A 21,960-nucleotide genomic window follows, 5' to 3' on the forward strand; every position below is an offset into this window, starting at 1 on the left:
CCAGTTTTTGGGAATCTATTTTGGTAAAGGCAACTGAGCAAAACGATAAGCTGAACCGCGCCGTTATTGTTTCGGTCGTTCTGCACTTCATACTGATTGCCCTGCTGATTTGGGGATCGCTGCAGGAAAAGGTCGACATGAGCGCCGGCGGCGGCGGCGATGGTTCTGTAGTGGGCGCGGTGATGGTCGATCCCGGCGCGGTGGTGGAGCAGTACAACCGCCAGCAGCAGCAGAGCAACGATGCGCAGCGTGCCGAGAAGCAGCGCCAGAAAAAAGCGGAGCAACAGGCCGAAGAGCTTCAGCAGAAGCAGGCGGAGCAACAGCAGCGCCTGAAAGAGCTGGAGAAAGAGCGTTTGGCGGCGCAGGAGAAAGCCGCGCAGAACGCCAAGGCGCAGGCTGAGCAACAGCAGAAGGCGGCGGAGCAGCAGAAGCAGGCCGCCGAGCAGCAAAAAGCGGCGGAAGCCGCCGCTGCGAAGGCCAAAGAGCAACAGAAGGTCGCCGAAGCCGCTGCCGCCAAGGCGAAGGCCGAAGCGGACAAGGTCGCCAAGGCGCAGGCGGACGCGCAGAAAAAAGCCGAAGCGGAAGCCAAGAAAGAAGCGGCCGCTGCCGCCGCCGCCAAGAAACAGGCGGAAGAGGCGAAGAAAGCCGCCGCCGCCGCGGCAGAAAAGAAAGCTGCAGAGGCCGCGGAGAAGAAAGCGGCTGCTGAAGCCGAGAAAAAAGCCGCAGCGGAAGCCGAGAAGAAGGCTGTCGCCGAGGCAGAGAAGAAAGCGGCGGCCGAGAAAGCCGCTGCCGCCAAAAAAGCCGCTGCGGACGCCAAGAAGAAGGCCGCCGCCGAGGCTGCGAAACAATCGGAGGAAGTTAGCGATCTGTTTGGCGGCTTGGCGGATGGCAAGAACGCGCCGAAAGGCGGCGGTGCCAAATCGAAGGGCGACGGTAAACCGGCCGGGCAGGGCAATGCCAAGACGGCTGGCGCCAGCGGGGCGGATATCAGCGGTTATATGGGACAGATTCAAGGGGCGATTCAGAGCAAGTTCTATGACGCCAGTTCGTTCGCCGGCAAAACCTGCGACCTGCGTATCAAGCTGGCGCCGGACGGCCTGCTGATAAGCGTACAACCGGCTGGTGGCGATCCGGCATTGTGTCAGGCCGCGGTGTCTGCCGCCAAGTTGGCGCATATACCGAAGCCGCCGAGCGATGCCGTTTATCAGCACTTTAAGAATTCTATACTTGAATTCAAGCCGCAATAACGGTTGATTGAGTGAGTGTTATCACAGGGATGTACTAAGGTAACCAACAGGGATTATGTAGTTTTACGTGAGTTGGTTTGTTAAAATTCTGCTAATTTATCGCAGGCATCCCGCCTGGATAAGGGAGATGAGATGAAGCAGGCATTTCGAGTAGCGCTAGGTTTTTTAATTCTGTGGGCGTCCGTGTTGCACGCGGAAGTTCGCATTGAAATCACCCAAGGGGTCGACTCCGCTCGTCCGATTGGCGTGGTGCCGTTTAAATGGGCGGGCCCAGGCACGCCGCCGGAAGATATCGGCAAGATTGTCGGCGCAGATCTGCGCAACAGCGGCAAATTCAACCCGATCGACGTGGCGCGCATGCCGCAGCAACCCACCTCCGCGTCTGAAGTGACGCCGGCGGCCTGGACTGCATTGGGCATCGACGCCGTAGTGGTCGGTCAGGTTCAACCTGGCGCCGACGGCAGCTACCTGATCTCCTACCAGTTGGTGGACACCTCGGGTTCGCCGGGCACCGTGTTGGCGCAGAACCAGTATAAAGTGACCAAACAGTGGTTGCGTTATTCTGCCCATACCGCCAGCGACGAAGTGTTCGAGAAGTTGACCGGCATCAAGGGCGCGTTCCGCACCCGTATCGCCTATGTGGTGCAGACCAACGGCGGGAAATTCCCGTACGAGCTGCGCGTAGCGGATTACGACGGTTACAACCAGTTCACGGTGCACCGTTCGCCTGAGCCGCTGATGTCGCCGGCCTGGTCGCCGGACGGCAGTAAACTGGCTTACGTGACCTTCGAGAGCGGCCGTTCCGCGCTGGTGGTGCAAACCCTGGCTAACGGTGCCATCCGCCAGATCGCTTCGTTCCCGCGCCACAACGGTGCGCCGGCGTTCTCGCCGGACGGCAGCAAGCTGGCCTTCGCGCTGTCCAAGAGCGGCAGCCTGAACCTGTACGTGATGAACCTCGGCTCCGGCCAGATCACGCAACTGACCGATGGCCGCAACAACAACACCGAACCGACCTGGTTCCCGGATGGCCAGTCTCTGGCGTTTACCTCCGACCAGGGCGGGCGTCCGCAGATTTATAAAATCAGCGCCAGCGGCGGTGCCGCACAGCGTCTGACGTGGGAAGGCTCTCAGAACCAGGATTCTGAAGTCAGCTCCGATGGTAAATTCCTGGTGATGGTCAGCACCAACAGTGGTGCACAACACATCGCCAAACAAGATCTTGGATCAGGCGCCGTTCAGGTTTTGACCGGCACCTTCCTGGATGAAACGCCTAGTATTGCGCCAAACGGCACCATGGTGATCTATAGCTCCACGCAAGGTATGGGCTCCGTGCTGCAGTTGGTGTCAACTGATGGGCGTTTCAAAGCGCGTCTTCCGGCAACTGATGGACAGGTCAAATTCCCTGCCTGGTCGCCGTATCTGTGATGCATGTGTAAATATGTATGGCAAACTATAAAAGGATCAAAGAAATGCAACTGAACAAAGTGCTGAAAGGGCTTCTGCTGGCACTGCCAGTTCTGGCTGTAGCAGCTTGTAGTTCTAACAAAAGCGCGAACAACGACCAATCTGGTATGGGCGCTGGCGCCGGCACTGGTATGGAAAACGGCAGCAGCAACCTGTCTTCCGAAGAACAAGCTCGTCTGCAGATGCAAGAACTGCAGAAGAACAACATCGTTTACTTCGGCCTGGACAAGTATGACGTAAGCTCCGAATTCGCTCAGATGCTGGACGCGCACGCTGCATTCCTGCGTAACAACCCGTCTTACAAAGTGACCGTTGAAGGCCACGCTGACGAACGCGGCACGCCGGAATACAACATCGCTCTGGGTGAGCGTCGTGCTAACGCCGTTAAAATGTACCTGCAGGGTAAAGGCGTTTCCGCTGACCAGATCTCTATCGTTTCTTACGGTAAAGAAAAACCAGCAGTACTGGGCCACGACGAAGCGGCTTATGCTAAAAACCGTCGTGCCGTTCTGGTTTACTAAGAGAATCGCATGAACAGTAACTTCAGACGTCACCTGTTGAGTCTGTCGTTACTGGTTGGCGTAGCGGCCCCTTGGGCCGCTACTGCCCAAGCGCCAATCAGTAATGTCGGCTCCGGCTCGGTCGAAGACCGCGTCACCTCGCTTGAGCGCATCAGCAATGCTCAAGGCCAGCTTTTAAACCAACTCCAGCAACAACTCTCTGACAATCAACGCGACATTGATTCTCTCCGTGGGCAAATCCAGGAAAGCCAGTATCAGTTGAATCAGGTCGTTGAACGCCAGAAGCAAATCTATCAACAGATGGATAGCCTCAGCCAGGGCGGCGCTCAGAGCGCCTCTGCGGCAGCGGGCGCTGCCGGCGGGGCAGCCGCAGGCGCATCTTCCGATGCGGGCAGCAGCGCGCCTGCAGCCGCTTCTGCAACGCCGAGCGGCGGTGATGAGAACAGCGACTACAACGCCGCTGTTTCTCTGGCGCTGGAAAAAAAACAGTATGACCAGGCGATTTCCGCCTTTCAGTCCTTCGTAAAACAGTACCCGAAGTCTACTTACCAGCCCAACGCCAACTATTGGCTGGGCCAGTTGTTCTACAACAAGGGTAAAAAAGACGATGCGGCCTATTATTTTGCGGTGGTGGTGAAGAATTACGCTAAATCACCGAAGGCGCCGGACGCCATGTACAAGGTGGGTATCATCATGCAGGAAAAAGGGCAGGCCGATAAAGCCAAGGCCGTGTTCCAGCAGGTGATTAAACAATACCCAACCAGTGCGGCGGCCAAGCAGGCGAAAAGTCGCGTAGGCGGTTAACGGTTAGAAAAATGAGCCCAGAAGTTAGTCGATTTGACCGATTTCCGGGCTCATTCGCGTGAAGAACAAGCAGTTGAACGCATCGGTAAAAAATTTAGGTTGCGCTGCCAAGATAAATTAGTAATATATGCCGCCGTTGCCAAGACATCTTGCAAGATGTTAAAGCGGCAGGGAAATTGGGTCGTTAGCTCAGTTGGTAGAGCAGTTGACTTTTAATCAATTGGTCGCAGGTTCAAATCCCGCACGACCCACCAATTTCTGAAGTAGCAGTAACCACAACAGTGGGTGATTAGCTCAGTTGGTAGAGCATCTCCTTTACACGGAGGGGGTCGGCGGTTCGAGCCCGTCATCACCCACCACTGTTATGGGTCGTTAGCTCAGTTGGTAGAGCAGTTGACTTTTAATCAATTGGTCGCAGGTTCGAATCCTGCACGACCCACCATTCTTCGAGAATGGCTGCGATAGAGAATCGTAAAGGATGAGAACCGTAAAGGTTCGAGTCTCGCGAAGCGAGACAACATCACTCCGGTGATGGCCCGCAAGGGCGAGGCCAAAGGCCGAGTTATCCTGCACGACCCACCATTCTTCGAGAATGGCAGCTTCAGAATCGGTTTGATGTGGCAAAGTAAAGGTCCGAGTCGAGTACCCGTCGAGTTGTCCTGAACATCCCCATCCTTGTTTTCCGCGAGTCGGTTTTTGTAACCTATTCGCCATCAGCAGTAAACCACATCAGTGGGTCGTTAGCTCAGTTGGTAGAGCAGTTGACTTTTAATCAATTGGTCGCAGGTTCGAATCCTGCACGACCCACCACTCTTTGATAGAGCAGGATGTGAAAAATAGCAGTACCACAGCAGTGGGTGATTAGCTCAGTTGGTAGAGCATCTCCTTTACACGGAGGGGGTCGGCGGTTCGAGCCCGTCATCACCCACCACACTGCGGGTCGTTAGCTCAGTTGGTAGAGCAGTTGACTTTTAATCAATTGGTCGCAGGTTCGAATCCTGCACGACCCACCAATTCAGAAAAAAGCGCCTTTTGGCGCTTTTTTCGCATCTGCGCCTACCTGGCTCTGCCTTTATCTTCTTGCTGACATAGCCCACTGAGTCGTGCGGGTGAGATCCTGCGTTCAGGTTCGAGCATCGCGCAGCGATACGACAACGCGCAGCGTTGCCCGTAGGGTGAGGCCACAGGCCGAATCAATCCTGCACGACCCACCCATTCAGAGAAAAGCGCCTTTTGGCGCTTTTTTCGCCTCCGCAGCACCCCAACCTGAATCCCTGCTTTCTCGTTTCAACTCTGCGCCAATCGGCATCCGGGTCTTCCCTGGGCGTTATGCGTCTTCGCCAGGCCATTATCCGCTGTGTTCTGCGCGGCTCATTCCAGTGTTTTTAATCTATTAAACACTAAGTGCGCAAATTTGAAAATATCAGCGGACTTTTCGCGCAATTTTAGGTATTTTGTTTAGTATATAAAACTAAGGGCGTTGCGGCAGGCGATATTCAAATGGCAGGCGCCCAGCCTAGCATGAGATTGCAGCGATGAGTGAAATGTTTGATGTCAACGCGGCGGTGTATCCTTTCCCGCCCAAACCGGTACCGCTGGACGTAGCGGAAAAAGCCTTTTATCGCGAAAAGATCAAAACCTTGCTCAAGCAGCGCAATGCGGTGATGGTCGCCCACTACTATACCGATCCGGAAATCCAGGCGCTGGCGGAAGAAACCGGTGGCTGCGTGGCGGATTCGCTGGAAATGGCGCGCTTCGGCAGCGCCCATCCGGCTTCCACGTTGTTGGTGGCCGGCGTGCGCTTCATGGGGGAGACCGCCAAGATCCTCAGCCCGGAAAAACAGGTGCTGATGCCGACCCTGTTTGCCGAATGTTCGCTTGACCTGGGTTGCCCGGAAGAGGAGTTCCATGCGTTTTGCGACAGCCATCCCGATCGCACCGTGGTGGTCTATGCGAACACCTCGGCGGCGGTCAAAGCGCGCGCCGACTGGGTGGTGACCTCCAGCATCGCCGTCGAACTGATCGAGCATCTGGATAGCCTGGGCGAGAAAATTATCTGGGCGCCGGATCGCCATCTCGGCAGCTACGTGCAGAAGCAGACCGGCGCCGACGTGCTGTGCTGGCAAGGCGCCTGCATTGTCCATGACGAGTTCAAGACCCAGGCGCTGCGGCGCATGAAGGCGCTCTATCCGCAGGCGGCTATCCTGGTGCATCCCGAATCGCCTCAGGCGGTGGTCGAGCTGGCGGATGCGGTGGGGTCTACCAGCCAGTTGATTCAGGCGGCGAAAACATTGCCGCATCAACAGCTGATCGTTGCCACCGATCGCGGTATCTTTTACAAGATGCAGCAGGCCTGTCCGGACAAGGAGCTGTTCGAAGCGCCGACCGCCGGAGAAGGCGCGACCTGCCGCAGCTGCGCGCATTGCCCGTGGATGGCGATGAATGGCCTGAAGGCGATTGCCGAAGGTCTGGAGCAGGGGGGCGCACAGCATGAGATCCACGTGGACGCTGCGTTGCGTGAAAAGGCGCTGGTGCCGCTGAACCGCATGCTGGATTTCGCCGCTCAGCTTAAGATGCAGGTTAAAGGCAACGCTTAACCGTTTAAAAGGATGACCTCATGAGCTTCTTCAGTACCAGCAATATTTTGGTGCACATTCCGCTTGGCGCGGGCGGTTACGATCTGTCGTGGATCGAAGCCATCGGCACCCTGTTCGGATTGCTGTGCATCTGGTACGCCAGCAAGGAAAAAATCGTCAACTACCTGTTCGGTCTGATCAACGTCACGCTGTTCGCGGTGATTTTCTTCCAGATCCAGCTGTACGCCAGCCTGCTGCTGCAGCTGTTTTTCTTCGGCGCCAATATTTACGGTTGGTATGCCTGGAGCCGCCAGACGCAGGATAATCAGGCTGAGCTGCAGATCCGCTGGCTGCCGCTGCCGAAAGCGCTGGCTTGGGCGGCGGTGTGCATCATCGGCATTGGCCTGATGACCTTTAACATCGACCGCGTGTTCGCCTGGCTGACGCAGATTGCGGTGGCGGTGATGCAAGGGCTGGAGCTGAACGTACAGATGCCGACGCTGCAGCCGGACGCCTTCCCGTTCTGGGATTCGGCGATGATGGTGCTGTCCATCGTGGCGATGATCCTGATGACGCGCAAGTACGTGGAAAACTGGCTGCTGTGGGTGGTGATCGATGTCATCAGCGTGGCGATCTTCGCTTACCAGGGCGTTTACGCGATGGCGCTGGAGTACGTCATTCTGACGTTGATCGCGCTGAACGGCTCCTGGCTGTGGATCAAGAGCGCCGGGCGCAACCATTCCAATCCGTTATCTTCCGCTCCGTAACAACGCAGAGGGCGCCGTGATGGCGCCCTCTTGGCTTAGTGGTGATGCCCCAGGTGCGAATGCGCTTCGGCATGTGAGTGTTCACTAGGCTCCGGCGCCCGATTGATACCGCAGTCCGGCGTCTCGCAGTGCCGGTACTCCATCTGAATGGTCACGTGGCCGATCTTGTAGTGTTGCAACAGATAAGCCTGGATGCGTTGCAACAGCCCATCGTGGTCATGTGGCGGGATCACCTGCGCATGCAGCGTCATCAGCTTCTGTTCGCCGATCTGCCAGACGTGTACGTGGTGGATATTGCGCACTTCCGGGATGTTCAGGCACAGGTCTTTTTGCAGCTTGGCGATATCGACCTCCTGCGGCGTGCCTTCCAGCAGCTCGTGGAAGCTCTCCTTCAGCAGCCGCCAGGCGCTGCGCAGCACCAGACAGGAGACCAGTACCGACAGGATCGGGTCAATCGGCGTCCAGCCGGTGGCGAGAATAACGATGGCCGCGACGATAGCGCCCACCGAGCCGAGCAGGTCGCCCAGCACATGCAGCGCGGCGGCGCGCACGTTGATATTTTTCTCTTCGCTGCCGCGATGCAGCAGCCAGAAGGCGAACAGGTTCGCCAGCAGCCCCGCTATGGCGATGATCAGCATCGGGGTACCCATCACCGGCTGCGGTTCGAAGAAACGCCGTATCGCCTCCCACAGGATGAATACCACGATCACCAGCAGCGCCGCGGCGTTGAGGAAGGCCGCCAGCGTGGTCAGGCGGAGGTAGCCGAAGGTGTGGCGCGCGTTGGGCTTGCGCTGGGAGAAGTGCACCGCCATCAGCGCCACCAGCAGCGCGGCAGCGTCGGTCAACATATGGCCGGCGTCGGCCAACAGCGCCAGCGAGCCGGACAACAGGCCGCCGACCACCTCGGCCACCATAAAGACGGCGGTGACTAAAAAAGCGGTCAGTAGGCGTTTACTATTACTGTCTTTCGGCAGGTGTACGTGTGGAGTGTCCGACATTATTCATCCTTATGCATAGCGAAAGAGGGGGCGGCGGCGAGCAGAGCGTCCAGCTCCGGTTCTATCTGCGCCACTAACGCCTTTAATTTAGTATAAGCGGCGGCGGCAAGCTCGCCCCGACGTGCGGTATCCACCAGCTGTTGGCACAGCTGCGCGGCTTCCGGCAGCTGCAGCATCAGCAGGCTGCCCTTGATGCGGTGTGCCGCCTGCTCCAGGCGAGGCCAGTCGTTCGCGGCGACGGCGTCCGCGAGCCGCTGCCGGTCTTGCCGCAGCGTATCGCCGAGCGTCTGCGCCAGCCGCTGCAGCATGGCGCGATCGCCGCCCGCCATGTCGGCCAGCGTTTGCCGTAGGTCAGTAAGGACTGACTTTTCTTCCTGAGCCTGCGGTTGCTGAGCCAATACCTGGCCGATCGCCGTCAGCGAAATCGGCTTGGTCAGGAAGTGATCGATCGCCACCAGCCCCGGCGGGATGCGGGTAAACTCCTGCACGTCCGCCGAACAGAGCACGATGCGGCAAGGTGGGCGCTGCAGCCGCTGTTCGTCGCGCCGGATCAGCCTGGCCAGCGTCAGGCCGTCCGGGCGCGGCATGTTATAGTCGATAAACAGCAGGTCAAACGGCTGCCGGCGCTGGGCCTTCAGCAGCGCATAGCCTTGTTCGAAACGGGCGGGTTGCTGCCCGAAGTGGCGCAGTTGGCGTTCCAGCAGCAACAAATTGGTGGGATGATCGTCGATCAGCGCGGTACGCAAGGCGGAAGACGGCAGAGCGAAGGTGTGCTCCTCCTGAGCGCCAGCCGGCGCGTCGCCGCTCAGCTCGACCGGTATCACTACCTCGACGCGGGTGCCGACGCCCGGCTGCGAGTGCAGCTCTATGCGGCCGCCCATCTGTTCGACGATTTCTTTGCAGATAGACAGGCCCAAACCGGTACCTTGCACCGAGATGCGTTGCGCGCCGCGCGCGCGGTAAAACGGTTGAAACAGCTTGCCTACCTCATCGGCGGCGATGCCGCAGCCGCTGTCGTTCACCGTTAACTGCAACTCTCCCCGTCGTTCATCCTGCGCGCGCCAGCCGACCTCGACCTGAATGGTTCCGCGCGTCGTGAACTTTATCGCATTGTTTATCAGGTTGTTAGCCACCTGAAGTAAACGCTCACCATCAATGACCACCGCCTCCGGCAGCGCCGGATCTGCTGTCACCTTCAACGTCAACGGCCGTTCGCCGATAAGCGGCCGGTAAAGGGCGTCAATACGCGCGACCCAGGGGCGCAGCGCCACCGGTTTTGGCGCCAACGTCAACGCCCCGGTTTCCAGTCGGGCGTGATCCTGCAGGTCGTTGAGCAGGTTGAGCAGCGATGAGGCCGAACTGTAAATCACCGGCAGGCCTTCCGGCGCCGGTTGGCGTTTGAGCTCCAGTTCCAGCAGGCCAAGGATGGCGTGCATCGGCGTGCGCAGTTCATGGCTGACGGTGGCGAGGAATTTGCTCTTCATGCGGTTTTCCGCTTCGGCGCGGCGGCGCGCCTGCTCGAGCTCTTCGCGTTCGCGTTTTTCACGGCGCTGCAGCATGAAACGGCGCAGCGTCAGCGCCAACAGCAGCACGGTGGCGGCGGCCAACAGCGCCAGCAGCCAAGTGGTCTGCGGCGGCATGCGGTTGTCGTTCACCGCGTCGATAAGGTTGCTGCGGTCGACGATCCACTCATCGCGCAGCGATTGCAGGGTATCCGCCGGGATCTGCATCAGGTTCTTATCGAGGATCGCCAGCAGCAGCGGCTGATCGCGGCGTACGCCGAAGGCTACCGGATAGGGGATGTTGTTGGCGGCGAAGGCCAGTTTGATCGCGCCGGAATAGCGCGACAGCGCCAAAAAGTTGGCGGAAATGACGTTATCCACCAGCGCATCCAACTGGCCGTTGGCCAGCGCGTCGTACATCGACTTGCTGTCGGCGAAGCTGACGGTCTGTTCCTGCTCCGGCACCAGCCCCTGAGCCAAATCGCCCTGCAGCACGCCGATGCGCTTGCCGGCCAGATCGCTCCAGGTCGAGACGCCGTTGGCATACTGGCCGACGTAAACGCCCCACAGCGAACGGTGGATCGGCATACTGGCGCCATAGCGCGCCTTGACGCCGCGCGCCAGCGGCAGGGCGGCGCGGAAGCTGGCCTGGCCGGATTGCACCAGCTGATCGGCCTGCTCGGCGTTGCGCGCCCACAGCGGCGCGAAACGCAGCCCGGTGTTTTGCGCGATGATGTTGAGAATATCGATGGCGTAGCCGCGCGGCTGGCCGTCGGAACCGCGGTAGGCGAACGGGAAGTTGTTCTCGATGGCGGCATAGTAAACCACGCGGTGGCTCGCCACCCAATTCTTCTCCATCGTCGTCAGATCGGCATTGCCGGTATCGAGGTAGCTGGGGATCTTTTTGCTCCAGCGGCTCTGCAGGGCATTCATCAGTTCCATCGGCGCGTCGGCGATGGCGGTGTCCAGTGTTTCTATCAGGCGCGGATCGGCGGCGGCGAACACGAAGGACAGGTTGCCCAGGTTCTCGTTGCTTTCAATTTGATAGAGCTGGCCGAGCTGCAGCTGGTCGATGATAAAGCTGGCGCTGGCCTCGTCGGCGATAAAGTAGTCGCTGCTGCCGTTGAGCAGCGAATAGACCGCCTGCAGGTTGTTGTCGTAGCGCTGGATCTGCGACGCCACCGCCTGCAGGGCGCCGCCGGACTGCATGTCGGTCAGCGCGCCGATCGCGACGCGGGCGTTGGCGGAATTGAGCATCACCGGCCTATCGTTGCTGCGATCGCGCAATACGCGCAGGTTGCTGATGTAGTAAGGCTGGGAGATCTCCAGCCCGTGCAGCGCTTCGCTCTGCGGGATGCCGTACAGCAGATCGACCTTGCCGTCGTGCAGCGCCTGTTCCAGCTGGGTCAGGTCGGCGAAGCCGTAAATGGCGAAGCGGATGCCGGTCACCTGCTGAATGTAGCCGAGGTAGTCGGCGTTCAGCCCATACAGATCGTCGTCCACGATGATGTTGTACGGGCTGGTGTTCTCACTGATGATGCCGACGCGCAGTGTGCGATCGCGCCAGGGATTTTTCTCGCCGACGATCAGCATATTCTCGGGGGTATTGAGGTTGCTGACCAGCTGATAGCGCACCGGCTCCGCCGCCTGCGCCAGGCCGCACCACAGGATCAGCAGCAGCAGGGCGCGGCGCATCATGGCGCCAGCTCTTTAAACACCGCCACCAGCTCCAGCAGGTTGCCGGCGCCGGTTTTGCGCTGGATGTTTTTTTTGTGCGTGCTGACAGTCTTGTTGCTGATGTGCAGCCGGTCGGCGATCTGCAGGTTGGACAGCCCCTGGCTCAGCAAGCCCAGCACCTCGAGTTCCTTAGGGGTGAGCAGCCCGCCGTCCGCCGTCGGCGCCTCTTCGGCCAGCGCGGCGGCGGGGAAGCTGATTTCACCGTCCAGCACCTGCTCTATCGCCTGCACCAACTCCGCCAGTGAGCTGCCTTTATTGACGAAACCGTCGGCGCCGGCGGCATGCGCCATGCGCGCATAGACATCGGCTTCCTGCGCGGTGTAGATCAGGATCTTTTGTTGCGGATAGCGGCGGCGGATTTTTTTCAACAGCTGCAGCCCGTCGACCTGCGGCAGGCCGATATCCAGGATCACCAGGCCGAAAGCGGCCTCGGCCAGCAGGGTCAGCGCCTGTACGTCATCCTGCGCCGCCTGCAGGCGGTAGGGGCGGGATGATTTCATTAGCGCCGCTTCCAGTGCGACATGAACCACCGGGTGGTCATCAACTAATAGCAGAGAGGGCATGTTCAACTCGGGTCACTTTATATTCTGATCGCTAGCATAGCGAAAAAGGAGGCTCTGCGCTCGCCAGATGAAACAGCACAATCTGCTGTTAATTTGGCGGTTCCAGCGGCGGGGGGCAAAGGTGATTTACAGCGCCATTCTCACAGGCTAGATTGTTGGGATCTACACCGTTACGCACTGCGAAATACCCCACGATACCGAATGGAAAAGCTATGAATTACCAAAACGACGATTTACGCATTAATGATATTAAGGAACTCCTGCCGCCGGTGGCTTTGCTGGAGAAATTCCCGGCCACTGAACGCGCGGCAAAGACGGTGTCCCAGGCCCGCAGCGCAATTCACAATATCCTCCGCGGCAGCGACGATCGCCTGCTGGTGGTAATTGGCCCTTGCTCCATCCATGATACCCAAGCCGCCAAAGAGTACGCGGGGCGCCTGCTGGCGCTGCGTGAAGAACTGAGCGGCGAGCTGGAAGTGGTGATGCGCGTGTACTTCGAAAAACCGCGCACCACCGTGGGCTGGAAAGGCCTGATCAACGATCCGCAAATGGACAACAGCTTCAACATCAACGACGGCCTGCGCCTGGCGCGCAAGCTGCTGGTGGAGATCAACGACAGCGGGCTGCCGGCCGCCGGCGAATTCCTCGACATGATCACGCCGCAGTACCTGGCGGATCTGATGAGCTGGGGCGCCATCGGCGCGCGCACCACGGAATCGCAGGTGCACCGTGAACTGGCCTCTGGTCTCTCTTGCCCGGTCGGCTTCAAGAACGGCACCGACGGCACCATCAAGGTGGCGATCGACGCCATCAACGCCGCCGGCGCGCCGCACTGCTTCCTGTCGGTGACCAAATGGGGCCACTCGGCGATCGTTAACACCAGCGGCAACGGTGACTGCCACATTATCCTGCGCGGCGGCAAAGAGCCGAACTACAGCGCGGCGCATGTGAAGGACGTCAAAGCCGGTCTGAGCAAAGCGGGGCTGCCGGCGCAGGTGATGATCGACTTCAGCCATGCCAACAGCAGCAAACAGTTCAAAAAACAGATGGACGTGAGCGCCGATGTTTGCGGGCAAATTGGCGGCGGTGAAAAAGCGATTATCGGTGTAATGATCGAAAGCCACCTGGTGGAAGGCAACCAGAGCCTCGAAAGCGGCGAGCCGCTGGTTTACGGCAAGAGTGTCACCGACGGCTGCATCGGCTGGCAGGATACCGAAACCGTGCTGCGCGATCTGGCGGCGGCGGTGAAAGCGCGCCGCGGTTAATCGCGTAAAGAGGGGCTCGCCAGCGGGCCCTTTTTCTATTTACCTTAAAATTTTATATCTCCTGTCAATTTAAGGCCTACAGTCAATAGGCTTATTAAATCATTAGGCGGCCGTATTCGCATTATTCCTATTTAATAAAAGAATAATTGTCACCGCTCTCGGCATTGTGCTTATATAAGACGCTTTTTTTATTCCATAAACCCCGCAGGCCTAATAAGTGGGGAGTGGTATGACCTTATTCCTTTCAGGATGAAAGAATTATGACAAACAATACCTCGCAGCCGCTGGGGCTGCACCGGATTAAATTCCATGGGAAAGGTGGTGAGTACTTCGCTATTTGGTTAGTCAACGCGTTATTGACCGCTCTGACCCTGGGCATCTATTCCGCCTGGGCGACGGTGCGTCGTCGTCGCTATTTTTACGGCAACACGGAATTGGACGGCGATCGTTTCGATTATCATGCGCAGCCGCTGCAAATTCTGAAAGGACGGCTGTTGGTGATCGGCGGCATCATCGTATTTTATTTCCTGCTGGCGGTGACGCCATTGCTGGGGCTGTTGGCGCTGCTGGTATTGCTTGCCCTGTTGCCGTGGATTGTTATCCGCAGCTGGCGCTACAATGCGATTATGTCGAGCTATCGCGGCGTGCGCTTTAATTATGTCTGCCGCACCGGGCGCGCCTATTGGGCTTTGCTGTTCTGCCCGTTATTGCTGATTATCGGACTGTATGTCGGTCTGATCGTCTTGCTCGGCATTGGCAGCGGTCTTGGCAGCATCAACGCCATCGCATTTATGCTGGTGCTGACGCTGATTTTGGCTGTGCCGGCATTTGCGGCGGTAAACGGCATTATTAGCGCACTGCAGCATGATTTGTACGTTAATAACCTGTTTTTCGGGAACACGCCGTTTATTGCCGAACTGAAGAAATCGGCCTTTATCAAATTTGCCTTGATCGGCCTGCTCATATTCCTGCCGTTCATGTTGGTCGCGCTGGTGTGCATCGGTTCGTTCTTCTTTACCCTCTATCAGATGGTGTTGATGGGCCTGTTGACCAACGAAGCCATCGATGTGCTGGTGCTGGACAATATCAGCAGCCTTCTGCTGATGATGGTGGTGCTGCTGATCGGTGCCCTGGTGGCCAGCAGCTACCAGGTTGTCGCCCAACGCAACTACCTGTTTAACCAGGCAAGGCTGAACGGCGACATCAAGCTGCATTCCTCAATGAAAACGCTGCCGTACATGGGATTGTTGATCACCAATACCCTGATTACCCTGTTCTCGCTCGGTTTGGCGGCGCCGGTGGCGGAAGTGCGTCATGCCCGTTATCTGGCGGCGTGCACGGCGGTTGAAGGCGATCTGGCGCTGCTGGAAATTACGGCGCATCAGGAAACCGCCAACAGCGCGGTGGCCGAAGAAGCGGTGCAGGCGCTGGATCTGGGCGGCAGCTTCTGAGGCGCCGATGATCCTTGAAGGCGCTTATCAGTTGCCGGGGCGGGCCGCACGTGAGGCGGCTCGTCTGCTGGTGAACGAAAGCGGCGAAGGCGTGACGCTGCAGCGGCAGGATGAACAGCGTTACATCCCGCTGACGGACATCACCGTTTCTGCCGCGCTGGGCAATATTCCGCTGACGCTCACCTTCAAGGGGGGCGGGCGCTTTGTGCCCGACGACGACGCGGCCTTTCGCCGCTGGTTCTATCAGCGCCGTTCGCCGGGGTGGGTGCATCGCCTGGAACGCCATAAACGCGGCGTCGCCCTGGCGCTGCTGATGACGCTGCTGGCGGTAGTGGCTTACGTTTACGTGGTGCTGCCGTGGGCGAGCAGCGAGATCGCCATGCGCATCCCCACCTCGGTGGAACAGAAGCTGGGCGAACATACGCAGACGTTCTTGGAGCAGAGTGGCTTCGCGCCCTCGGCACTGCCGGCCGAGCGGCAACGGGCGCTGCAGCAGCTGTTCCGGCAGGTGATGCCGGCCGACATGCGCCAAGAGCGCACGCCGCTCTCGCTGAAGTTGATGGCGGCGCCCGGCGCGCCGAACGCCTTTATGTTGCCGGACGGCACGCTGGTGCTCAGCGATAGCCTGGTCACCTTGTCGAAAAACGACGATGGCTTGGCGGCGGTGATGCTGCACGAAATGGGGCATCACGCTTATCGCCATCCGATGCGCATGTTGGTGCGCTCGTCACTGGTGGCGTTGACGCTGATGTGGATGACGGGTGACGTCAGCGGCATCGGCGATACGCTGCTGCAGTCTGCGTCCTTCGTGAATGAGATGCAGTTTTCTCGCGGGATGGAGCGTGAGGCGGATGCGTTTGCGATAGCGGAAATGCAGCGCCAGGGGCGTTCGCTGGCGGAAATGGCGGCGATCTACCGCGCGTTGGCGCAGGCGCCTGAACGAGAAAAGACCGATGACTGGGCGCTGCCTGCCTGGCTCAGCACTCATCCGGCGATGCAGGAACGGCTGGATGCGGTAAATGAGGCGATGGTGCAGCAGAAATAAAAAAGCCCCCGGTGAAAACCGGGGGCTTTTTCGTGAACGGGCGAAATTACTTCGCTTTACCCTGGTTCGCCACGGCCGCCGCTTTTGCAGCGATCTCATCGGCGTTACCCAGGTAGTAACGTTTGGTTGGTTTGAAGTTCTCGTCGAACTCATACACCAACGGCACGCCGGTTGGGATGTTCAGCTCGAGAATTTCGTCTTCGCTCAGGTTATCCAGGTATTTCACCAGCGCGCGCAGCGAGTTGCCGTGCGCCGCAACGATCACGCGTTCGCCGCTCTTGATGCGTGGCAGGATCTCTTCGTCCCAGTAAGGGATAACGCGATCGATGGTCAGCGCCAGGCTTTCGGTCAGCGGCAGCTCTTGCTCGCTCAGTGAAGCGTAGCGCGGATCGTGGCCAGGGTAACGTTCGTCTTCTTTGGTCAGCTCCGGCGGGGTCACCGCGAAGCCGCGACGCCATTGTTTTACCTGCTCGTCGCCGTATTTTTCAGCGGTTTCCGCTTTGTTCAGACCCTGCAGCGCGCCGTAGTGGCGTTCGTTCAGCTTCCAGGATTTTTCGGTTGGCAACCAGGCCTGATCCAGCTCGTCGAGGATGTTCCACAGGGTGTGGATCGCGCGCTTCAGTACGGAGGTGTAAGCGAAGTCGAAAGTGAAACCTTCTTCTTTCAACAGCTTGCCTGCTGCTTTCGCTTCGGTGCGGCCCTTGTCGGACAGATCAACATCATACCAACCGGTGAAGCGGTTTTCTTGGTTCCACTGGCTTTCGCCGTGACGCACCAGAACCAGCTTAGTTACAGCCATAGCTTAACTCCTTAATAATCTGACATTTCAATGATAACGAAAATCATTATATTGCCGCGGGCCGGGGCTCGGCAATCGATAGTGTCTAACCATAGCCAATTTCTTGCCGCAAAGTAAGGGCTGGAGAAAGGAAAAAGCTGAATCGTTCAGCCTGAGGCGGAAGGGGGAGAAACGGCGCGTCGGAATCGCTTCGGACGCGCCGTGGCAGAGGGAGAATCAGGCCGATTTTTTCAGGCAGTTGCTCATGAAGGTTTTACGCGCGTCGCCCTTCAGATCCTTGGTCTTGGCGTCGGCGTTGCAGGTTTTCATCTTCTGCTGCTGCGGCGTCAGGGTTTTGCCCGTCGCAGCGGCGCCTTCGGATTTCAGACAGGTGCTCATAAAGGTGGAGCGATCCGCGCCTTTCAGCGACTTGGTGGATGCCTGCTGGTTGCAATCGGTCATGCGTTTCTGTTGGGCCGCCTGCGCCGGCGAAGGCGTTTTCGTCGCCGTCGTCGCGTCGGCCGCCATCAGATTGGTGCTCAGCATTAAGCCCGCCAGCAATGGAAGTGCAGTAATCAGACGCATAGGTGTTCCTTCAGCTATTGATTGGCCGCCATCGGCCGAAAATTGTGACGTTGCACAAGGCGTTGTGCTTATCACGGTAGCCTGAGTGTAGTGCGCGCTTTGGAATAAGGGAAGGTGGGCGCCGGCGGGGGGATAGGGCTAAAAGGTAAGCATTTATAACAAATCGCCCCCGGCCGCACGGCGAGGGGCATGGCGGGTTAGATAGGATAAAACTGATAATGCGTGGCGCTGCGGTAGCGGCTCCCCGGCTGCAGCCAGCAATCCGGCTGCGGCCACTCGGGATGGTGCGGGCTGTCCGGCAAAAACTCGCTTTCCAGCGCCACGCCGGCATGGTTGGCATAGCTGCCGCCGTCGCGCGCTGGCGTGCCGGCCAGAAAATTGCCGCTGTAGAGTTGCAGCGCAGGTGCGTCGGTGAACACGCTCATTTGCACCTGCCCGTCGGCGGACCATAAATGGGCCGCCGGGCTTTCCAGCGCGCCGCAGATGCGGTGCAACAGAAAGGCGTGATCGTAGCCGTTGACCCGCTGTTGGTCGCGATCGCGCAGGAAATCCTGCAGCAGCGTTTTCGGTTGACGAAAATCCATGCCGCTGCCGTCCACCGGCGTCAGCTCGGCGCAGGGAATGCCCTCGGCGTCGACGGGCAGATAGCGATCGGCGAACAGCTGCAGCCGTTGGGCGCGGGCGTCGGTGCCGGGGCTGTCCAGATTGAAATAGGCGTGGTTGGTCAGGTTGACCGGGCAGGGGCGATCGGCCTGCGCCAGATAGCTGATTTCCAGACGATTATCGGGGGTCAGGCGGTAGCAAACCTGCACGTCGAGATTGCCGGGGAAGCCCTGATCGCCATCCGCTGAATGCAGCGCATAGCAGACCTGGTGCGCATCCTGCTGTACCCGGCGCCAGCGGCGGGCATGAAAACCGTCGGGGCCGCCGTGCAACTGGTGCGCGCCCTGATTGGCGAGCAGCGCATGGGATTTACCGTCGATGGGCAGGCTGGCATTGGCGATGCGGTTGGCGTAACGGCCAACGGTGGCGCCCAGATAGGCGCCCTGACGTTGATAGTCCGCGGCGCTGCGGCAGCCGAGCAGCAGCTCGCGTTTTTCGCCGGATGTGAGCGGTAATACCGCGGACAACCAGGTGGCGCCCCAGTCCATCAGGGTGACGGTCATGCCGCCGGCGTTTTGCAGCCGCGTCAGCTGGTAAGGCTGCCCATCGGGCGCCGCTTCCGTGCTCACCGTCAGCATGTGCCGGCCCCCTGCGAAGCCTGGCAGACGTAAAACGTTTCCCGCAATCCGCCGGTTTGCAGCGGATACTCGTGCGCCACGGCGGCGCGCACCGTTTCCACGAGGTCCTGTGGCATCAGCGCGACGATGCAGCCGCCAAAGCCGCCTCCGGTCATGCGCACGCCGCCGCGCGGGCCGAGGGTCGCTTTGACAATCTCGACCAACCGATCGATTGGCGGCACGGTGATTTCGAAGTCGTCACGCATCGAGGCGTGGGACTCCGCCATCAGCCGACCCATGCGTTGCAGATCGCCGGCCGCCAGCGCATCGGCCGCCGCCAGTGTGCGGGCATTCTCGCTGATGACATGGCGCGCGCGTTTGGCCACCAACGGATCCAACTCATGTTGACGCGCTGCAAACTGTTCGGGGCTGACGTCGCGCAGCGCCTTGACGCCGAAGAAACGCGCCGCTTCTTCGCACTGTTTGCGGCGGGTGTTGTATTCGCTGTCCACCAGCCCGCGTTGCACATTGGAGTTGATGATCACCACCGCCACGCTGTCCGGCATCGGCACCGCGCGAGTCTCCAGCGAGCGGCAGTCGATCAGCAGAGCGCTGTCGCGCCGGCCGAGCGCGGAGATCAGCTGGTCCATGATGCCGCAGTTGCAACCGACGAATTGGTTCTCCGCCTCCTGGCCGTTCAGCGCCAGCGCCACGCCGTCCAGCGGCAGCTGATAGAGCGCCTGCAGCGCCTGGCCCACCGCCACTTCCAGCGCGGCGGAGGAGCTGAGCCCCGCGCCCTGCGGCACATTGCCGGCGATCACCAGATCCGCGCCGCCGAAATCGGCGTTACGGCGCTGAAGGTGCTTCACCACGCCGCGGACATAGTCGGACCAGCGCTGGTCGGGATGGCTGACGATCGGATCGTCGAGCGAGAATTGATCCTGCTGATTCTGATAATCGGCGGCCAGCACGCGGATCTGACGGTCGTCGCGCTTGGCGCAGGCGATAACGGTTTGGTAATCAATGGCGCAGGGCAGCACGAAGCCGTCATTGTAATCGGTATGCTCGCCGATCAGGTTCACCCGCCCCGGCGCCTGGATGGTCAACGCCGGCGCATAGCCGAAGTGTTCGGTAAACAGGGAATGGGTAAGCGGTTTCAGGCTCATGCTTGGGCTCCGGCTTCACGGTAATGAATATCGCTGACGGCGCGCAGACGCTCTGCGGCCTGTTCGGCGGTCAGGTCACGCTGGGTTTCCGCCAGCATCTCGTAACCGACCATAAATTTGCGCACGCTGGCTGAGCGCAGCAGCGGCGGATAGAAATGGGCGTGCAGCTGCCAGTGCCGGTTGTCGGCGCCATTGAACGGCGCACCGTGCCATCCCATCGAATAGGGGAACGAGCACTGGAACAGGTTGTCGTAGCGGCTGGTCAGCTTCTTCAGCGCCAGCGCCAGATCGCGGCTTTGCGCCGCGCTGAGATCGGTGATGCGCTGCACCGCCGTTTTCGGCAGCAGCAGCGTTTCAAACGGCCAGGCGGCCCAGTAGGGCACCACCGCCAGCCAGTGTTCGGTGTTCACCACGATGCGTTCGCCTGCGGCCAGCTCGCGCTGCGCATAGTCCAGCAGCAGCGGGGAGGCATGTTCCCGGAAATAGTCGTGTTGCAGGCGATCTTCGCGTTCGGCCTCGTTCGGCAGAAAACTGTTGGCCCAGACCTGTCCGTGCGGGTGCGGGTTGGAGCAGCCCATCGCCGCGCCTTTGTTTTCGAACAGTTGCACCCAGGGGTAGTGCTTGCCCAGCTCCTCGGTTTGCGCCTGCCAGGCGGCGATCACCTGCTCCAGCGCCGGCAGCGTCAGTTCGGGCAGGGTCTTGCTGTGATCGGGAGAGAAACAGATAACCCGGCTGACGCCGCGCGCGCTCTGGCTGCGCATCAGCGGATCGTGGCTGTCGGGCGCCGGCGGCGTATCGCTCATCAGCGCGGCGAAATCGTTGGTAAAGACATAGGTGCCGCGATATTCCGGATTGCGATCGCCGGTGACGCGCGCATTGCCCGGGCACAGGAAACAGTCGGGATCGTGCGTCGGCAGCGTTGCCGTGGGGACGCTCTCCTGTTGGCCCTGCCAGGGGCGCTTGGCGCGGTGCGGTGAGACCAGCACCCACTGGCCGCTCAGCGGGTTAAAGCGGCGGTGCGGATGGTCGATAGGGTTAAATTCCGTCATACGGTTCCTTTCTTGGCGTCGACGAGGGTGTAATCGCTTCCAATTACCGTCTTGATACGCCCATTGCTGAACAGGGAGTGGTCAATGCGCAAAAAGATAGCATGGCTACAGCGATAAAAAGGTGATCCAACGCGAAAAATGGAATCGTTTACACTTCGGTGAAAAGCGCCGGACAGGCGGCGTAAAGCAGCATGCAAAGCGGTTGATGGCGGGGCGGTGAGGCGCTTGTGATAGCGTTTTCATCCAGCCACCGGCAGAGAAGCACTCTCTGCCGGCGTCAGACGTTAGGGATGCTGATACAGCGGGTAGGTGAAGAACAGCAGATGGGTCAGGTTCAGTCCGAAATGGAACAGAATCGGCACCCACAGACGGCCGCTCCACATCCACGCCAGGCCGTAGATCACGCCGGCGAGGGTCGCGAAGATCACCATCAGCGTACCGCCCGCCAGATGCGCGGCGCCGAACACCAGGGAGGCGACAATCAGCGCCGGCCAGGCCCCCAGCCACTGGCTGAGGCGCTGCTGCAGGTAGCCGCGAAACAGCGCTTCTTCGGCCATGCAGACGAAGAACAGGTTCGCCATGACGAAGGGCAGGATCCAGGCAGGCGCATGCAGCTCGATTTTTAAGCCGCCCAGCGCTACCGCCAGCAGCAACAGCGCCGGCACGGCCAGCAGCAGCGCAATCCAGCCCGCCTTGCCGCCGTTGCCGCCGCGTTCGGCGGAAAACAATGTGGGCAAGCAGGCGAACAGCAGGAACGGCACCATCGCCTTGTCGAAGTTGTAATACATGGTGAACGGTGCGCTGAGCGGGCCGGCCTTTTCGCCGTCGATCATCAGCTGGTTGTGGATGCCCGGCACCAGATGCAAGAACAGCGCCACGCAGCCGGCGATCACCAACCCTTCGAGCGCGATCGCCAGATTACGTTGCGCGCGAAAATAATGACGTAGACCCGCCAGCGCCACGATGGCCAACAGGCAACCCAGGCTGAGTGGCGTCAGCACCCCATGATAAAGCCCCATGCCCGCCGAGGCGGCCAGGATCACCCAGGCTATCAGCCGGTTAAACGGCAAGAAAAATAACGAAGCAGCCAGTACGCCCCACATAATATATCCCTTAAATATGTACACGGCGCTCAGCGCCTTTGCGGCGTGCGATGATGGCGAAATTGAGCGCTAAAGCGGATAGTAGCACACCAGAATGACGCTAAAGGTCGGGGCAGTGA

Annotated in this window: 18 protein-coding genes, 6 tRNA genes and 2 other RNA genes; 17 read left to right on the forward strand and 9 right to left on the reverse strand. The window is 59.6% G+C overall.

What is annotated here, in order from left to right:
• Window positions 1-20 precede the first annotated feature (20 nt).
• The 14 genes from tolA (at window position 21) to pnuC (ending at window position 7,379) form a co-directional block, all read left to right on the forward strand.
• The gene (gene tolA, locus ACORQT_RS06045) at window positions 21-1,247 is read left to right on the forward strand and encodes a cell envelope integrity protein TolA (protein ID WP_164057443.1); all 1,227 of its coding nucleotides are present in this window, start codon (window positions 21-23) and stop codon (window positions 1,245-1,247) included.
• Between the two features lie 132 nt (window positions 1,248-1,379).
• On the forward strand, window positions 1,380-2,672 hold the full coding sequence (tolB, locus tag ACORQT_RS06050) for a Tol-Pal system beta propeller repeat protein TolB (RefSeq protein WP_004939856.1): 1,293 nt from the start codon (window positions 1,380-1,382) through the stop codon (window positions 2,670-2,672).
• 44 nt (window positions 2,673-2,716) lie between these two features.
• Window positions 2,717-3,232 carry a peptidoglycan-associated lipoprotein Pal gene (gene pal / locus ACORQT_RS06055; RefSeq protein ID WP_004939853.1) on the forward strand — a complete coding sequence of 172 codons (516 nt, stop codon included), beginning with the start codon at window positions 2,717-2,719 and terminating at the stop codon, window positions 3,230-3,232.
• A 9-nt stretch (window positions 3,233-3,241) separates the two neighbouring features.
• The gene (cpoB, locus tag ACORQT_RS06060; RefSeq protein ID WP_004939852.1) at window positions 3,242-4,036 is read left to right on the forward strand and encodes a cell division protein CpoB; all 795 of its coding nucleotides are present in this window, start codon (window positions 3,242-3,244) and stop codon (window positions 4,034-4,036) included.
• A 178-nt stretch (window positions 4,037-4,214) separates the two neighbouring features.
• Window positions 4,215-4,290 (forward strand) — tRNA-Lys (locus ACORQT_RS06065).
• A 29-nt stretch (window positions 4,291-4,319) separates the two neighbouring features.
• A tRNA-Val gene (locus ACORQT_RS06070) sits at window positions 4,320-4,395 on the forward strand.
• 7 nt (window positions 4,396-4,402) lie between these two features.
• Window positions 4,403-4,478: transfer RNA gene (locus tag ACORQT_RS06075), tRNA-Lys, on the forward strand.
• A 15-nt stretch (window positions 4,479-4,493) separates the two neighbouring features.
• Window positions 4,494-4,618, forward strand: a non-coding RNA gene (locus ACORQT_RS06080) — RtT sRNA.
• 152 nt (window positions 4,619-4,770) lie between these two features.
• A tRNA-Lys gene (locus tag ACORQT_RS06085) sits at window positions 4,771-4,846 on the forward strand.
• Between the two features lie 45 nt (window positions 4,847-4,891).
• Window positions 4,892-4,967, forward strand: a tRNA-Val gene (locus tag ACORQT_RS06090).
• Window positions 4,968-4,973: 6 nt separating this feature from the next.
• Window positions 4,974-5,049 (forward strand) — tRNA-Lys (locus tag ACORQT_RS06095).
• Between the two features lie 76 nt (window positions 5,050-5,125).
• Window positions 5,126-5,250, forward strand: a non-coding RNA gene (locus tag ACORQT_RS06100) — RtT sRNA.
• Window positions 5,251-5,571: 321 nt separating this feature from the next.
• Window positions 5,572-6,633 carry a quinolinate synthase NadA gene (nadA, locus tag ACORQT_RS06105; RefSeq protein WP_015376982.1) on the forward strand — a complete coding sequence of 354 codons (1,062 nt, stop codon included), beginning with the start codon at window positions 5,572-5,574 and terminating at the stop codon, window positions 6,631-6,633.
• A 20-nt stretch (window positions 6,634-6,653) separates the two neighbouring features.
• Entirely contained in the window at window positions 6,654-7,379 is a 726-nt protein-coding gene (gene pnuC / locus ACORQT_RS06110) for a nicotinamide riboside transporter PnuC (protein ID WP_164057437.1), read from the forward strand.
• 35 nt (window positions 7,380-7,414) lie between these two features.
• Here pnuC and zitB read toward each other — a convergent pair whose 3' ends face one another.
• Genes zitB through ACORQT_RS06125 form a run of 3 tightly spaced genes read right to left on the reverse strand, consistent with a single transcriptional unit; the run spans window position 7,415 to window position 12,179 of the window.
• Window positions 7,415-8,377, reverse strand: coding sequence for a CDF family zinc transporter ZitB (gene zitB / locus ACORQT_RS06115; protein WP_164057436.1), 963 nt, complete (start codon window positions 8,375-8,377; stop codon window positions 7,415-7,417).
• Entirely contained in the window at window positions 8,377-11,577 is a 3,201-nt protein-coding gene (locus ACORQT_RS06120; protein ID WP_164057435.1) for an ATP-binding protein, read from the reverse strand. The genes zitB and ACORQT_RS06120 overlap by 1 nt, the downstream gene beginning before the upstream one ends.
• Window positions 11,574-12,179, reverse strand: a complete 606-nt coding sequence (locus ACORQT_RS06125) for a response regulator (protein WP_042783867.1) — start codon at window positions 12,177-12,179, stop codon at window positions 11,574-11,576. The genes ACORQT_RS06120 and ACORQT_RS06125 overlap by 4 nt, the downstream gene beginning before the upstream one ends.
• A gap of 212 nt (window positions 12,180-12,391) precedes the next feature.
• On the opposite strand from ACORQT_RS06125, the gene aroG reads away from it, so the two are divergent.
• From aroG to ACORQT_RS06140, 3 genes are all read left to right on the forward strand, one after another.
• Window positions 12,392-13,444: a 3-deoxy-7-phosphoheptulonate synthase AroG gene (gene aroG / locus ACORQT_RS06130; RefSeq protein WP_025301893.1), complete on the forward strand. Its 1,053-nt coding sequence runs from the start codon at window positions 12,392-12,394 to the stop codon at window positions 13,442-13,444.
• A 260-nt stretch (window positions 13,445-13,704) separates the two neighbouring features.
• Window positions 13,705-14,895: a YjgN family protein gene (locus ACORQT_RS06135; RefSeq protein ID WP_042783868.1), complete on the forward strand. Its 1,191-nt coding sequence runs from the start codon at window positions 13,705-13,707 to the stop codon at window positions 14,893-14,895.
• A gap of 7 nt (window positions 14,896-14,902) precedes the next feature.
• Complete coding sequence (locus ACORQT_RS06140) at window positions 14,903-15,940, forward strand: M48 family metallopeptidase (RefSeq protein ID WP_042783869.1); 1,038 nt, start codon at window positions 14,903-14,905, stop codon at window positions 15,938-15,940.
• A 46-nt stretch (window positions 15,941-15,986) separates the two neighbouring features.
• On the opposite strand, the gene gpmA is transcribed toward ACORQT_RS06140, so the two are convergent.
• From gpmA to ACORQT_RS06170, 6 genes are all read right to left on the reverse strand, one after another.
• On the reverse strand, window positions 15,987-16,739 hold the full coding sequence (gene gpmA / locus ACORQT_RS06145) for a 2,3-diphosphoglycerate-dependent phosphoglycerate mutase (RefSeq protein ID WP_016928714.1): 753 nt from the start codon (window positions 16,737-16,739) through the stop codon (window positions 15,987-15,989).
• Between the two features lie 216 nt (window positions 16,740-16,955).
• Window positions 16,956-17,303, reverse strand: coding sequence for a PsiF family protein (locus tag ACORQT_RS06150; protein WP_033652343.1), 348 nt, complete (start codon window positions 17,301-17,303; stop codon window positions 16,956-16,958).
• Between the two features lie 197 nt (window positions 17,304-17,500).
• Window positions 17,501-18,544 carry a galactose-1-epimerase gene (galM, locus tag ACORQT_RS06155; protein ID WP_164057434.1) on the reverse strand — a complete coding sequence of 348 codons (1,044 nt, stop codon included), beginning with the start codon at window positions 18,542-18,544 and terminating at the stop codon, window positions 17,501-17,503.
• Window positions 18,538-19,689 carry a galactokinase gene (galK, locus tag ACORQT_RS06160; protein WP_046686587.1) on the reverse strand — a complete coding sequence of 384 codons (1,152 nt, stop codon included), beginning with the start codon at window positions 19,687-19,689 and terminating at the stop codon, window positions 18,538-18,540. The genes galM and galK overlap by 7 nt, the downstream gene beginning before the upstream one ends.
• The gene (gene galT, locus ACORQT_RS06165; protein WP_089191311.1) at window positions 19,686-20,738 is read right to left on the reverse strand and encodes a galactose-1-phosphate uridylyltransferase; all 1,053 of its coding nucleotides are present in this window, start codon (window positions 20,736-20,738) and stop codon (window positions 19,686-19,688) included. The genes galK and galT overlap by 4 nt, the downstream gene beginning before the upstream one ends.
• A 284-nt stretch (window positions 20,739-21,022) precedes the next feature.
• Window positions 21,023-21,841 (reverse strand): CPBP family intramembrane glutamic endopeptidase, encoded by an 819-nt coding sequence (locus ACORQT_RS06170; RefSeq protein WP_033652347.1) that lies wholly within the window; start codon window positions 21,839-21,841, stop codon window positions 21,023-21,025.
• Between the last annotated feature and the right edge of the window lie 119 nt (window positions 21,842-21,960).

This window comes from Serratia sp. (in: enterobacteria), assembly GCF_052400455.1.
Taxonomy (GTDB): Bacteria; Pseudomonadota; Gammaproteobacteria; order Enterobacterales; family Enterobacteriaceae; genus Serratia; species Serratia ureilytica.